This window comes from Prevotella herbatica, assembly GCF_017347605.1.
Classification (GTDB): Bacteria; Bacteroidota; Bacteroidia; order Bacteroidales; family Bacteroidaceae; genus Prevotella; species Prevotella herbatica.
Map to the genome: position 1 here is coordinate 383848 of NZ_AP024484.1, position 14666 is coordinate 398513.

Consider the following 14666-nt stretch of genomic DNA (forward strand, 5'->3'; position numbering starts at 1 on the left):
AGCAAAATTAAAACAAGTTTTATTTTGCCTTTCCACTCGTTTGGTGTATCTTTGTAGATAGATTTATATTTAGGCAAAATGGAAACTAACAACGAACTGGAACTAGCATGGGAATTCATTGAACATACTAGTACCAGTATATTCCTTACAGGTAAAGCAGGAACAGGAAAAACTACATTTTTAAGAAGTATTACCGACAAAAGCTGCAAACGTATTGTTGTTGTCGCTCCTACAGGTGTGGCAGCAATAAATGCACACGGAGTTACAATACACTCATTTTTCCAACTCCCATTCTCACCATACGTACCAAACACAACATTCAAGGAAAAGTTTGATTTCTCTAAGGAAAAGAGAAACATTGTAAAGACTTTGGATTTACTTATCATTGATGAAATAAGTATGGTTAGAAGTGATTTACTTGATGCCATTGACTCTGTATTGCGAAGATACAAGGACGCAAGTAAACCGTTTGGAGGAGTTCAACTGCTTATGATGGGCGATCTTCAACAATTGACTCCTGTCGTAACAGACGATGATGCAAAGATATTGCGCCCACATTATAATACGCCGTATTTCTTCGGAAGTCACGCTCTGCAACAAATTAACTATGTAACAATAGAACTGCAGAAAGTTTACCGACAGCAAGACGCAAAATTTCTAGACTTACTAAATAGTATTAGAAGCGGAAAGCCTTCTGAAGAGGATATAAACATTCTTAATTCAAGGTTCAATCCCGAATTTCATACAGACAATAAAGATGGATATATAAGGCTAACTACACACAATGCTATAGCCGATAGATATAACGATTCAGAATTAGCCAAACTAGAAACTGAAGAATATACATTCAAAGCCGATATAAAAGGTAACTTTCCAGAATACAGCTACCCTACAAATGAGACCCTTTTGCTAAAAGAAGATGCACAGGTGATGTTTGTAAAAAACGACACGTCCATAGACCATCTTTATTACAACGGTAAGATAGGCCGTATCACATGTATATCCGATGACTGTATAAAGGTAAGATGCAGCGGGGAAGAAAATGATATAGAAGTGCAACCACAAGAATGGGAAAATACCAAATACGTAATAAACAAGGAAACTAAGGAAATAGAACCAGATGTTCAGGGAGTATTCAAGCAATATCCTCTGAGACTTGCATGGGCTATAACGATACATAAGAGTCAAGGATTGACATTCGAGCATGCAATTATTGATGCCGGAGCATCTTTCGCCTCAGGGCAAGTTTATGTAGCTCTCAGTCGATGCAAGACTCTTGAAGGAATGGTACTAGCATCAAAGATTGACAATCACGCTGTAATAAACGATGAACGAGTTGATTCTTACATTAGCATACAAGAAGAGGCTGCAAAGCAAAATATAGACAGCCTTGAACTTCAGAAACAAAACTATTACAAGCAACAACTGGTTGAACTATTTACATTCAATGATATCATTATGGCTGAAGATAATCTCTGCCGTACCGTTATTGAATTTCTGCACTCTTATCCAAAACTTACAATACTTCACAAAGCTACATTTAAATCTTTACAGGAAAAAATAGACGCTGTATCACGTAAATGGATAAATACGATAATTCGTACGCCATACGAAGAACTAACAGAAGAGGCATTTCTTGAACGTGTAGTAAAAAGTGCTTGTTACTTCAACAAGACTTTAAAGACTTATATACAGCCGTTACTCGACCAAACAGCTGCTGCTAAAACAGATAACAAGCAAGGAGCAAAAAGACTTGATACTACGTATCCAGAACTTAAGCTAGCATATCTTTCTAAGAAAAATATTCTTGAGATGACTATAGACAACGGATTTAATAGTGAAAGTTATTTGAAAAACCGACAAACAGCTTTTCTTAATGCTATAGAAGAGATAAATCCACTCGCAGTAACTACACGTAGAAGGAAGAAAGACTACAGCGATAAAGAAGAAACTCCAAAACCAAAAGTAAAGAAAGAAAATACGAAGGAACTTACATTGACTATGTATAAAAAAGGTTTCTCTCCAAAAGAGATTGCTATGGAAAGAGATTTCACACTTGGGACCATATTCGGTCACCTTGCACATTACGTTGAGACTGGTGAGATAAAAGCTCCAGACATTATTGGTAAAGAAAAATACGATATAATAAACAAAGCTGTAAATAAGATTGGTACATCACAAGGTCTTAAGGTCATTAAAGACATTTGTCCAGAAGACATAGACTATGGAGAAATAAGAATGATTTTCGCAGAAAAGGCTATAATAGCTAAAACCTCAAGTTAATAAATTATGTGATTAATTATCCATAATGATTTTGATACATTCATATTTTTTGGTTATATTTGCACTCAATTATGAAGAAGATATTTATTTTTGTTATATCATGCATCGCCGCAATGACTGTTTCTACATCATGCAAGATGGCTCCAAGCGACAATCCTGGTGATACTGTTGCCGCCAGTGTATTTGAACCTGTCGACACAAGTGTGCACGCCGCCAAATCAAAGAATGATACAACAAACATCAAAAATATCAAGGACAGTATAGATATTTTCTTCGTTGGAGATGGCAGTACAAAGCACAATCTACAACTTGTTTCATATCCAAGCAAAAAAGACACTGCTACATATTACAAAGGCAAACATTTGAAAGTAACAGGAAACGCAGATTTCGGACACGTTGTCAGAATAGGTTTCTATCACCTACCTACTGGTGATTCTATCGTTACATCAGTTACCGAAGTGAAATAACATTCTGCGACTGAAATATCACAAGACCAAATTCACGAGCTATAGCATAGGCGCAATCCATTATTTTAGCACAATCATGCTCATATGGTTTGCTGTCTTTATTGATCAGGAAAAAATAAAACTCCAAAGGTAATCCGCCTTGCGATGAGTCCAATTGGCGCACAATATAGAGCAGATCTTTATTCACTTCTTTTCTAGAAGCAATAAACTTTTCCATGTATTTTCTGTAAAGACTGATATTTATATCATCATCATTCAATTCTTCAGCCTTGAAATATCCTCGGTTAATGATGTTCTTTTTCACATCAGGAGTAAGCAGACCTATACTGTTAAAATCAAAATAAGCCTTTTTGGTTACGCGTCTACCTTCAGCATTCTGCATTCCTATCCAATTTGTGAATGAACCATCAACCAAAGCAATGGGACTTACTGTGACTATGGAATTATCAAAATTACGTATTTTTACTGTTGTAAGGGTCATCTCTTCTACTATTCCGTCAGCACCAGCAGAAGAAACGGTTATCCAGTCTCCGCAATGAAGCATATCATTGCTTGTGAGGCGTACTCCGGCAACAAGTCCGGCTATTGTATCCTTAAACACTAACATAAGTATTGCACTGGTTGCTCCAAGACCTGCAAACAAAGCAAGAGGACTTCGATTAATCGCTATAGCAACTACGACCACTGTAGCAATAAACAACAATAGAATTTTAAGCACACCGCAAAAAGACTTCAAATACTGTTGCATGCTGGAACGTTGTGCTCCTGTGTCAAGATTATTAAAACTGTCAACAAAGACAAATGCCGTACGTGCAGACATCACTGTGATATATATAGCAGTTGCACGCTCTAACACTTCTCTAACAACATGGAACTGGTAAAATATTAGTGGTAGTAATATCCATATAATTATAGCAGGTATAATATTACAAGCACTTCGCAATACTTGCTCATTAAAGATTACGTCGTCCCACTTAACATCAGTATGTTTAGTGAATTTTAGCAACAGAGGAACCAGTATCTTATGACATATAATGCCTATAAGCCACGCAAATAATATAGCAAAAAGCACAAGAAGTATATGCCTCAGAACATGAACAGACGGTCCTGTGACTCCCATCAGTTCAATAATATTCTCAACAAAAACTTTTATTTCCTCCATATCATTTCAATTAATTAGGTGAACACAACACCGTGCAGACACGATCTTGAAAGGCCCTCCCGTTTCTACCATGAATGAGTCCCTGATTTATTATTGAGAAACAAAGCGTATGACCATTTGAAGACTTACAATATCCAGCCAAACTACTTATTCCTGTTACTGTTCCTGTCTTAGCTCTTACATTTCCACTGGCGAAACTACCTTTCATCCGTTTTTTAAGAGTACCATCAACACCAGCTATTGGCAATGCTTGATTAAGATGATTATATATATTGTCATTCTTATATGCATAGCGCAGCATCTTTACTTCCAATTCCGGACTTACATAATTATATAATGAAAGCCCTGAACCATCAGCAAACTTATATTGCGAAGGGATCAAACCTATTTTCTCAACAAGTCTTCTCTCTACTGCACGTGCACTCTTTGCTGAAGCTGGATGATTTCCTGTGCTTGCTGCTATCTGATAATACATAGCCTCTGCATACAGATTATCGCTTTCCTTCAACATTCTCATCAGAATCTGGTCGATCGTGTGGAAGCGATTTACGATGCAATACGCATCAGCAGGTCTTCTGCCATCGTCAATAGTAGCATCATTAACAACTATCTTGTGCTTTTGGAGTTCTTCCAGAAAGCGCCCCATAAATATATCCTTGCGACTGATGATAAGCGGACTCAGCACATAATTATCGTCGTCCCAACACCAGCCTTCACCAAACTGCTTGTCATCTTTCATGCTCTTGTCGGCATACAACGTTCCGATAATCGTGTCAACCCCCATCTTCTGAATAGCCTCAACAAAAGCATTAAGGTCATCACTGTTGAAACGAGGATCAAAACCTCCAACACAATATATATTTCCTTTAAGAGTATGATTCTCTACCTTTCCAGTATAGCAAAGTTCTGTCTTAAACTGATAATCTCCACCAAGCTTATCTATTGCTGTGATTGCAGTGATGAGTTTCATTGTGCTTGCAGGACGCATAAGCTGCTTTTCGTTGAAGCAGAATATAGTACTGTCTGCATCAAGATCATACACCATCATTCCCAATTGTGAAGTCTTGAACATAACGCTGTTTGTAAGTCTACTCAATTTATGCTGTATCCCCTTAGGCCAAGGTAAAGCGACGCTGTCATTTTGCAGCGTGTCAACCATTGCAGAGTCAGCAACGTTACTGTCATCGTCATCCTCTATATTTTCCAATTCAACCTGCGCATAGGTTGGCAAGGTAAAAACTACTATAAGAAGAAATAAATATCTTAAATGTTTCATTGTCTTTTGTTTAACTCAGCCATAAACAGTTTTTCTTCGTCGGGCTGCAAACTAATAAGATGACATGCACCGTATTGCATAAGCAGATAACAACTAAGTCCGAAAACAGCTTTCATTCGTGTAACTTTCACAATATCCCCTACCCTTATGGATATGGGCTTGGAAAACCTGCCACGATAAATCACTAGTTGCTGCACCCCGTTTTCATCAAGAAGGAAGGTGTAGGTAGTATGTAGCACACGCTCTATCATCATGACAATCACGATCACAACCAATAGTGCAGGTATAGCTATCTTATTCCATAAAAAATAAAATGCTAACAGTGTAAATAGAGATATTGCACACTTGGAAGTAAACGTGAAACGTTGGTGAAAGATACGATTCATTACATTATTAATAATATATTGTTTGCAAAATTAATAAAAAGATAGCATAGATGAAGAAAAATACACATATTTTTAGTATTTTTGCAACCAAATAGCTAAAAAGCTTATAAGCAAAAATGGTTTATAAATACGATTTTCTTATTATCGGTAGTGGTATTGCCGGTATGAGCTACGCCCTTAAAGTTGCCAGGGCGCACAAAGGTAAAGTGTGCATGATCTGCAAAACATCCCTTGACGAGGCGAACACATCATTTGCACAAGGAGGTGTTGCCTCGGTAACCAACCTTGAAATAGACAACTTTGACAAACACATTCAGGATACAATGATTGCAGGAGACTACATCAGCGACTACGATGCTGTAAAGCAAGTAGTTACTAAGGCTCCAGAGCAAATCAAGGAACTTGTTGAATGGGGTACAAACTTTGACAAGATGCAAGACGGTCGCTTTGACCTTCACCGCGAAGGTGGGCATTCTGAATTCAGAATTCTTCACCACGCAGACGATACGGGTGCTGAAATACAACGTGCATTAATGGATGCAGTAAGAAGCAATCCTGATATTATTATCAAAGAAAATCACTTTGCCGTAGAAATAATAACACAGCATCATCTTGGAGCAAGAGTAACAAGACGCACACCATACATAAACTGCTATGGCGCATACGTTTTAAACCCTGAAACACAGAAGGTTGATACTTATCTCAGCAAAGTTACAGTAATGTGTACTGGTGGCTGCGGAGCTGTCTACCAAACAACCACTAATCCAGTCATTGCTACCGGTGATGGAGAGGCTATGGTTTATCGTGCTAAGGGAACAGTCGCCGACATGGAGTTTGTACAATTCCATCCTACATCACTGTATCATCCAGGAGAGACTCATCCCGCATTTCTCATCACTGAGGCAATGCGTGGATATGGAGGCATACTGAAATTGCCTACTGGAGATACGTTCATGGAGAAATACGACAAACGACTAAGCCTTGCACCACGTGACATTGTTGCACGAGCAATAGATAAGGAAATGAAGATGCACGGTTTGGATCATGTTTGCCTTGACGTAACACATAAAGATCCAGAAGAGACAAAACATCATTTTCCAAACATATACGCAAAATGCCTTAGCATAGGAATTGACATTACAAAGGAAATGATCCCTGTGCGTCCTGCAGCACATTATATGTGTGGAGGTATAAAGGTTGACCTCAATGGGTGCAGCAATATCGAAGGGCTGTATGCTCTTGGCGAGTGTTCTTGCACAGGTCTTCACGGTGGCAATCGTCTTGCCAGTAATTCGCTTATCGAAGCCGTTGTTTATGCAGACTCTGCAGCAAAGCACAGCATAGAGCATGTTGATGACTTCGTATTCAATGATAAGGTCCCTGAATGGAATGACGATGGAACTCTTACCAACGAGGAACATGTACTTATCACGCAGAGTGTGAAAGAGGTTGGACAAATCATGAGCAACTACGTTGGAATAGTAAGAAGTGACTTACGACTGAAGCGTGCATGGGATCGCCTAGATCTGATATACGAAGAGACAGAAGCTCTATTCAAGCGCGTAAAGATTAGCAAGGACTTATGCGAACTGCGCAACATGATTAATACAGGTTACCTTATAACCAGAATGGCTATTGAGCGCAAGGAAAGTCGAGGACTTCATTATACTGTTGACTATCCAGTACACGCATACGACAAGAAAAAAGACAAATAACTATATTATGAATAAAGCCTGCCAAATCATTGGTAGGCTTTATTTTTATCTTGTCAAACTGAATTTTATACTCAATCCAAAATCACGTGTTGTTGTAGGATAACTGCTACTACTCAACAATGGAGTGTTACTTTGATGATCGTAATAGAAACTAATGGTGAGCATTCTTGACAACGTATAGTCAGCTGCAAAACTAAGTTTGAATGCTGTGTTACCACTGCTTGCATTACTCATCATACTTGCAATATCTCTCGTTATTGCAGCCTGATTACGATAACTTATGTCAAGACGAAGATTAAGATCATGATTCAATCCACCACGCCTACTATTTGCTATTTCCCCATTCTTATCCTTCCTATTTGAAACAACTCTGTGTGAATTCATCCCAAACAGGCTGAAATCACTTACCTTATATCCAAGTCCTATTACCCAGTCCTTGCTCAAAGCCTCGTTTACCTGAACACTTGTCATACTAAGGCTCACACTCCTCACAGTGCGATATTCCAGCTTTGCAGTAAGATTATTATTGAATGTCATATCTATTCCTAACAATGGAGAGAAAGCCTCATTGATGCTCACCGTAGACACATTAAACATACTACTTGGAGTAGGATTACCAGTTTCGGCATCAGTAATAAATCCTAGTCCATTCATATACTCGGCAAAAGTACTGTATGAAGAATATGAACCTACAGTATAAATACTTTTGTATGAATGATTGATATTGAAACTCTTAAACACATCTCTGAACCAAGGTAGTCTAACCAATCCTCCGTATCTCAACGTCCAGTTTGGTAGAAGCCTAGCCAATGAAGGGAATAGTTCCAGACTGTTACCGCCCATACTTGTATAAGCTGATATAAAAGCCGGCACCATAACATCAGCGCTATATTTATTAACAGTACCATTCTTTACATCGAATACCTTCCCTGCCAATGAAGTGTTTTGGGGATAAACAGCACTTGCATATTGCGCTTCCACACGATTGCGGAATGCATCAAGTAATCCACAGAATTTATCAAATGTATTGCTGTGATATCCATTGTTGGCATTTCCCATTCCCTCAAAAGAACTACCTATTGATATTGTCGTCATTGCGAAAGTTCCACTTTGAGTTGTTGGCATTCCTGGATACATATACTGTATACTGCGAGCCTTTGTTGATATACGAGTTGCATTAAGGTCAATCTTCAAATCTTTCAAAGGTTCCAAAGTCGCCCTTAACTGCAAGTCTTCCGTTATGTTACTTGTTGCCGGCGTAGCAACAGAGTCATTCTGCAACAGCCATCCACGTTCAAAAGACTTGTTTACATAAGAATCTCCAGTAAGTCCAAATGCGAAATCAAGTCCGGGAGAAAGCAGTCCGTTTCCACGATTCTGTCCAAATGCATCACCTACATTTGGCATAAATCCAGGCAACGACATTGAATACTGATTGCGATAGCTGATGCTTACGTTGCGCACCATCATCATAACCCTAGCAATGCTCTGTGCTGTTCTATACCATTTATCATTTTCGAGTGGCATCTTTGCGGCAACTGTTATCTTCAGGTGCAAAGCAGAATCAACCTTATTTATTATCCGTATTCTGTTATTATCTATCTTTTTGTATTTTAGTTTATAACTATGTCCGTCGCGTGTTCTTGCTGTAACAACTATTCTCTTACTCTTCTTACCATGAGTAACTACTGTTGTAGTATCAGGGAGAATCGTTATCTCACTTTCAAAACTATTCTTGTTTTTCGGAAGCGCTTTCTTTGTTTTGTCGTCACCATTATTCTTGTTCATCATCCTCGATACATTTCTCGGTTTCATGCTAACTCTACTGAAAGGTACAGATGTTCTGTCGAAACGTTCATTGGCACTTTTTAAGAACGGAATGTGATTATACAGTTTCTCCATATTAAACGTACCATTTATATTCAGGTTACGATTATTCGTTATTGTATTTCCCAAACTTGTTCCATCATCAAGTTTAGTACCTCTCACCCAAGTATAATTTGCAGAATATTGCGCATCAGACATTATCCAATCGAAAACAGGGATAAGATTCAATGGCAACTGATATGACAAAGTAAAGTTCTGCTGATAGTCAAGCGGAGTCCCCATGTGCTTTATACTTGTCCAAACAGAGTCTTTCCACGCCTGATAATTATCAGCATATAGTTCCTTGTTTATAGGGGTATAGGGTTCTTCTATCTGTGCCCTTGTAGCACTTTGAAAAGTCATGTGGATATTTCGTGTCACATCCCATCTAAGGGTGAAGTCACGATTCCAAAGGAACTGTTCACTGAACGTTACAGGAATAGAAGAATTTTCTGTACTCTCCATATCACGCTCTTGAAGTTCGTAGTAGTTACGTGTCATTTCACTATTGAAAGCTATATTCTGTGGCAACCAGTTTATTCCCATCTTTTTGAATATGTCTATCCATTTTGATCGGCTCTTCAAATCTCTGAAAGGTTCCCAAGTCCTATAAACAGGAGTCCAACTATAGTTCATTGCCCCACGCCAGTTATCTTCATTTTCATATACAGTTGTCTCTCCGCTTGTATGAGAATGAGAATGACTGTAAGAGAACGAGAAGTTAGCTGGATCATAAGGCATAGGATGCTGCTTTGTTTGTATTCCGACACGCACATTTGAAAGAGAAAAGTTTGTGTTAACGGTCTTCTTTACGGCAATATTCTCAATGCTGTCCCTTTCAAATTTCGTTGCAACCGATCCCAATGCGTCATCAAGTTTCATATCGGTGTCAAGCGGATTATATCTTGGTTTATTTTTCTCTTTTGTTACAGAATAGTACAACGGAGCTGTTACCTTAGCTTTATCAGGAAAGAATTTGCCTAGTTCTACATTAGTAGTAACACTGTATGTAGAGAAGTCTTCCTGTGAGCGCTGCATCACTCCATCTTCAAGTCCACCAAATCCGTCACTTACATATTTTCCCTGAACATTGACGTTACCCAAGTCTGATAACTGCACATTCAGATTACCATTAGCAGCCCATCCACCTTTGTTATTATAATCTTTAAGTCTCAGTTCGTTTACCCACACCTCACCACTTTTATTGTCTGCTGATAGGTTTCTCACACCGATAATCATTGTCTTCACCTCCCCCAATGTTGGATTTCCCATAACCGAGACCTTATTGGCGGGTTTATCATTGTCATAATCAGTGAACACTCTATTGAAATTAGCTCTTCCATCTGCCTTTGCTATATTTCTTTTCTTCTTTATGTCTGTGAAAATAGATAGCGGAATATCAAGCATATTACTTTCAGGCCATACTGCAACGCGATCTATAGTTGAATTATTCTTGTATGTTCCTGCGGGTGTTAGTTTTAGTGGTATCTGATATTCATAATAATTATTCTTATAATCAGAACCAAGTCTAATATATACAGCCAACTGCCCGTCTGTAAGGTTCGTATTATTCTGCTGCAATGCATTTGCATGCACAAACATCTGTAACTTTTTGTATTGTCTCAAGTCTATAGTCGTATTCTTGTAGACAGCCTTAGACTCTCCGTTTGACAAATTATCCACAATGAAGTTCAACGCCTGTTCATTACTTTCTACAAGTTGTGGCTGAGTAGGATCCTGTTCTCGGCTTATACCTGGAGGCAGCACATAGTTTACAGGAGTCTTATCTCCATTTTCTTCTATACTTACCGAACTTACAGCCGCTGTTCCTGAACCTCCTGCGTTATCAAGATTCTGTTCATACAGTCTCCATTCACCACGCACAAGATTAAGGCTTCCGAAACGAAGCACGATAGGGTGCTTGAAACCAGTGAGAAACATTCTCATAAATCTGATGCTTGTGAAACCAGAAATAGAACCTACACGCTTTTGGTATTCACTAAGTGGAATACGGAACTGGTACCATGTCACGTTTTCTGTTTTTCCATTTCTAAGACTAGCACTAGCCTCACGCTTATCAACGATATAATTATTACCTACAACCATATCCTCTGGTCTCATAGACACATGATACTGATAATACTTTTCATATTCGTTCAGTGTATAGTCCTGGTTTATGTCTTCTACATCAGGCGTAGTCTTGTATGAGGTGTCATAGTTCTCAGAACTTGAATTACTGTCAGGTGAGTTTCCCTGAGGGTTGTTAATATACTTGTATCTGTCAAGAATACTTGTTTCCTTTCTGTCATAGTCACTTCCTCTGAAATAATGGTAATCGTCATTAGCGGGATCATTGTATATTGAGTCCCAAACGGCTGCACTCACCTTTCCCTGTATAGCTGTTAGGAAACTCTGATATGACTGAAAACTTCGTTCCTCAGCATCATTCAATCCGTTAAATCCAACATCCTGTAATGCCCTTGCACCGCTCGTTGTCGCAAAAGCGTAAGTGACAGCATTTCTAGTTGGAATCTTTCCCCATTGTGTAGTGGTGTAACTGGCAGAACCATCTACAGGCATTCCGCTTTCATAGAATTTTTTTCCGTCACGCAATACATCTTCAGAAACCTCACCCAAATTTATATAAAAATCACCGCCGTAATCAGATGCATCTGCTTTTTTGTTTGTATAGATAAAAGGGTCCAGAAGCCAGAACTCCACATACTCTATATTAGCCTGTTCAAAATCGTTTGTATCAAGTTTGCGCATCATTCCTCCCCAATGTTGTTCTGGATTGTTTAATGTGCCGTCAAAGTTAATGTTGGTATTGAAGTTATATGGTCCACGTAAATTTGGATAATATGCTAAGTTTAGAACATTTAGTGTAGACAATGTTCCATTATAATTACTTATATCCTTATTTGGATACAACTCTCTTGTAGGAACCTCGCGCACATAATGATTTGACAATTGTTCCAAGTCGCTCTTTATATGTGCAGGAGTTAGCGAACTGGTTCGGCGTGTAAATAGTGGATCTATATCATACCATGCCATAAGCGAACGATTATATCCGCTTGCAAGAGTTGTCTTATCATTGAATTCTGAAAACATCGAAGGTACACTTGATATAATCCATGATGTTGGTGTAGAAACATCAATCTTATTGGTGGTATTCTCAAAATCATCTATATATGAAGCGTTGTCCTGTGTACCATGATTATTTCCGGCTATAAGCTGAGCAAACTCTCCGGTAAACGATATCAGTGATGGCTGGGTGAGATGCAGAAACGGTAGTTTGTCGAGCATGTCTGTCAGCCACTGACTCTCTTTCTTCCAGTTAATGTTCAGTCCCCACAAAGTGTTATTAAGTGGTTCAGAGCCCATTGTGACCTTGTTAGTAAGTGATTGTTCTGACAGATGCTGCAACGTTCCACTTAATTGGAACTCACGAGAGAAGTCGTATTCCCAGTTCATTCCAAGCATCGTCTTGCGCTGCATGCCATAGTCATTGTTACTTTCCAGTGATACGTTTACCGCTGTACCAGCATCAATAATACTTTGATTTAATATCGTTACTTCTCCGGCACTATAGTCCACACTATAGTCTATTCCCTCAGTAAGTTTCACTCCTCCTGCTGTTACAACTACCGACCCATTCGGAATATTGAATGCACCCAACGATATCACGTTGGCAGACGATCCTTTGAACTGTCCAACAAGATTAAACTTATCTTTCTCTGCTATCTGCTTTGCTGTAGTCTTGGTACTGTCGTAAAGTTCTGTGAATGCGTATTTCTGAGCCACGTTCGCAGCAACACCTTTGCTAATCAAAATATCGTATAAATCCCTTCCAAAAGGTTCTGGTTCCGGAAAGAATACACGCCCATTGTTTACTGTGTAGCCTTGAACATAATCAAAATATCCATTGCTCTGCGCCCTATTGTTATTGTCTAGCCGGTCAGCACCTAAGAGTTTGATGATAGGAGTACTTTTTACCTGACTTTCTGGAATATAATTAAGATATACTCCAGTTGTGTCGCTCTGATATTTCACGTCAAGTCTAAACTTTGTCTTCTCTATCGTGTCGCCGAGCTTATATACGTTCTTCATCATCAATGCCCAGTTTCCCTGAGAAGGACTGTTACTCGTATTCTTAAGCGACTTCACAAACAAAGCCTCATTCACATCTGTGCGGTCACTAGCAAATTCACCAACTTGATATGTAACTCCACCATAGGTATATTCATAAGCAACAGCTACAACTTGGTCTGTGCTTATTCCTGTGTTCAGACTCACATAACCCAAAGCCGAGTTAACGGTATATTCTGAAGAACTCAACAGTCGTGCATTCTCCAGTTTCTCATAATCCGCCCCCCCTACAAGTCCTCCAGCATCAAGCACTGTTGATGTCTGGTCAATATCTCTCGCAGAAACTAAAGAGCTTACCAATGTAGCGTATTCGGTATTGGCATCATTTGCTGGAACATTTTTTCCTATTGTATTCCACAATGATTTGTTTGAAACACTTATATTCTCGCCAAGATCAGTCAATGCCACGATATTTCTAGTGTTGCTTGTCGCCCCTGTTTTATTCGTAACCCATATTTCCACACGATTGATGTTTACTCCTGTTGTAAGATTAGGTAGGGTCTTCATTCCAGAAGCATACTTCTTTCTGAAATACTGAGAAAGAAAGAAGTGACGGTTTTCCTCATAGTTGGATACGTCTATATCAAAAGGCGTGAGTTGTACCCCACCTTTGCTTGATACGCTTTTTGAGGAACTTTTTTTCTGTGACGCGACAAGCTGCATCTTCAGTTTACCAAATTGCAGATCAGTTCTTACTCCGAACAATGATGTTGCCCCGCTCACTAGCGAAGAATTAGAAGGAAACGACACATTACCTGCCTCTACTAGTTTGACTATCTCATCTTCCTTTCCCTCGTATTTAAGTTTAAGATTTTGAGCATCATAATTAAAAGTAGCATCAGTATTATAGTTCAGGTTCATATTCACCTTGTCGCCAACCTTTCCGTTCACGTTCAGATTAATCTTCTCGTCGAAGTTCATCGTTGTTGTGTTTCTTCTGTTTATCGTAAGGGCAGGATTATCAACCTTCTTCTTTGTAGCTCCGAATCTTAGTTCAGCTGTTCCTTGTGTTTTAATCCTCACTCCTCCAGCCCCGAAAATCTTTTCTGCAGGTCCCAAGTCGAAGTGCATATCACTAAAATCAAACAGATTCTTCCCTTTAGCCTTATATATCTCGTCATTCTTCTTTCGGAAGAATGCATGCATCTGTTGTTTTTCGCTCCAGTCATTGTATTCACTTCTCGTCATCATTACTGGAGCACTGAGGTAAGTTCCTCCCATTTTCTTACCAAACACGTATTCGTCAAGCGTATCGTTATACTGTATGCTCTGTCTTAGGTTAAAAGGTGTCTTCAAGTCAAGACTACTGCTATCAAGGTCATGCCATGTAATTGGCAGAGTGCGCTGCACCCTCCACAATAC

At 39.0% G+C, this 14666-nt stretch carries 6 protein-coding genes and 1 pseudogene; 3 read left to right on the forward strand and 4 right to left on the reverse strand.

The window, feature by feature from the left end; translation table 11 throughout:
• Positions 1-78: 78 nt before the first annotated feature.
• Positions 79-2283, forward strand: coding sequence for a helix-turn-helix domain-containing protein (locus tag prwr041_RS01605; RefSeq protein ID WP_207154586.1), 2205 nt, complete (start codon positions 79-81; stop codon positions 2281-2283).
• Positions 2284-2354: 71 nt separating this feature from the next.
• Complete coding sequence (locus prwr041_RS01610) at positions 2355-2750, forward strand: hypothetical protein (protein WP_207154587.1); 396 nt, start codon at positions 2355-2357, stop codon at positions 2748-2750.
• Here prwr041_RS01610 and prwr041_RS01615 read toward each other — a convergent pair.
• Genes prwr041_RS01615 through prwr041_RS01625 form a run of 3 tightly spaced genes read right to left on the reverse strand, consistent with a single transcriptional unit; the run spans position 2734 to position 5574 of the window.
• Positions 2734-3912, reverse strand: a complete 1179-nt coding sequence (locus prwr041_RS01615; RefSeq protein WP_207154588.1) for a mechanosensitive ion channel family protein — start codon at positions 3910-3912, stop codon at positions 2734-2736. The two genes, prwr041_RS01610 and prwr041_RS01615, sit on opposite strands and share 17 nt — an antisense overlap.
• 10 nt (positions 3913-3922) lie before the next feature.
• Complete coding sequence (gene dacB, locus prwr041_RS01620) at positions 3923-5188, reverse strand: D-alanyl-D-alanine carboxypeptidase/D-alanyl-D-alanine endopeptidase (RefSeq protein ID WP_207154589.1); 1266 nt, start codon at positions 5186-5188, stop codon at positions 3923-3925.
• Positions 5185-5574 carry a PH domain-containing protein gene (locus tag prwr041_RS01625; RefSeq protein WP_207154590.1) on the reverse strand — a complete coding sequence of 130 codons (390 nt, stop codon included), beginning with the start codon at positions 5572-5574 and terminating at the stop codon, positions 5185-5187. The genes dacB and prwr041_RS01625 overlap by 4 nt, the downstream gene beginning before the upstream one ends.
• Positions 5575-5690: 116 nt before the next feature.
• On the opposite strand from prwr041_RS01625, the gene nadB reads away from it, so the two are divergent.
• Entirely contained in the window at positions 5691-7289 is a 1599-nt protein-coding gene (gene nadB / locus prwr041_RS01630; protein ID WP_207154591.1) for an L-aspartate oxidase, read from the forward strand.
• A 45-nt stretch (positions 7290-7334) separates the two neighbouring features.
• On the opposite strand, the pseudogene sov reads toward nadB, so the two are convergent.
• A pseudogene (gene sov / locus prwr041_RS01635) lies at positions 7335-14660 on the reverse strand (T9SS outer membrane translocon Sov/SprA); the annotation flags it as partial.
• Positions 14661-14666 lie beyond the last annotated feature (6 nt).

Excerpts from the sequence above, each read along its gene's own strand:
- dacB (WP_207154589.1), bottom strand. The coding sequence starts at position 5,188 with ATGAAACATTTAAGATATTTATTTCTTCTTATAGTAGTTTTTACCTTG.
- prwr041_RS01615 (WP_207154588.1), bottom strand. The coding sequence starts at position 3,912 with ATGGAGGAAATAAAAGTTTTTGTTGAGAATATTATTGAACTGATGGGA.
- prwr041_RS01605 (WP_207154586.1), top strand. The coding sequence starts at position 79 with ATGGAAACTAACAACGAACTGGAACTAGCATGGGAATTCATTGAACAT.
- prwr041_RS01625 (WP_207154590.1), bottom strand. The coding sequence starts at position 5,574 with ATGAATCGTATCTTTCACCAACGTTTCACGTTTACTTCCAAGTGTGCA.
- prwr041_RS01610 (WP_207154587.1), top strand. The coding sequence starts at position 2,355 with ATGAAGAAGATATTTATTTTTGTTATATCATGCATCGCCGCAATGACT.
- nadB (WP_207154591.1), top strand. The coding sequence starts at position 5,691 with ATGGTTTATAAATACGATTTTCTTATTATCGGTAGTGGTATTGCCGGT.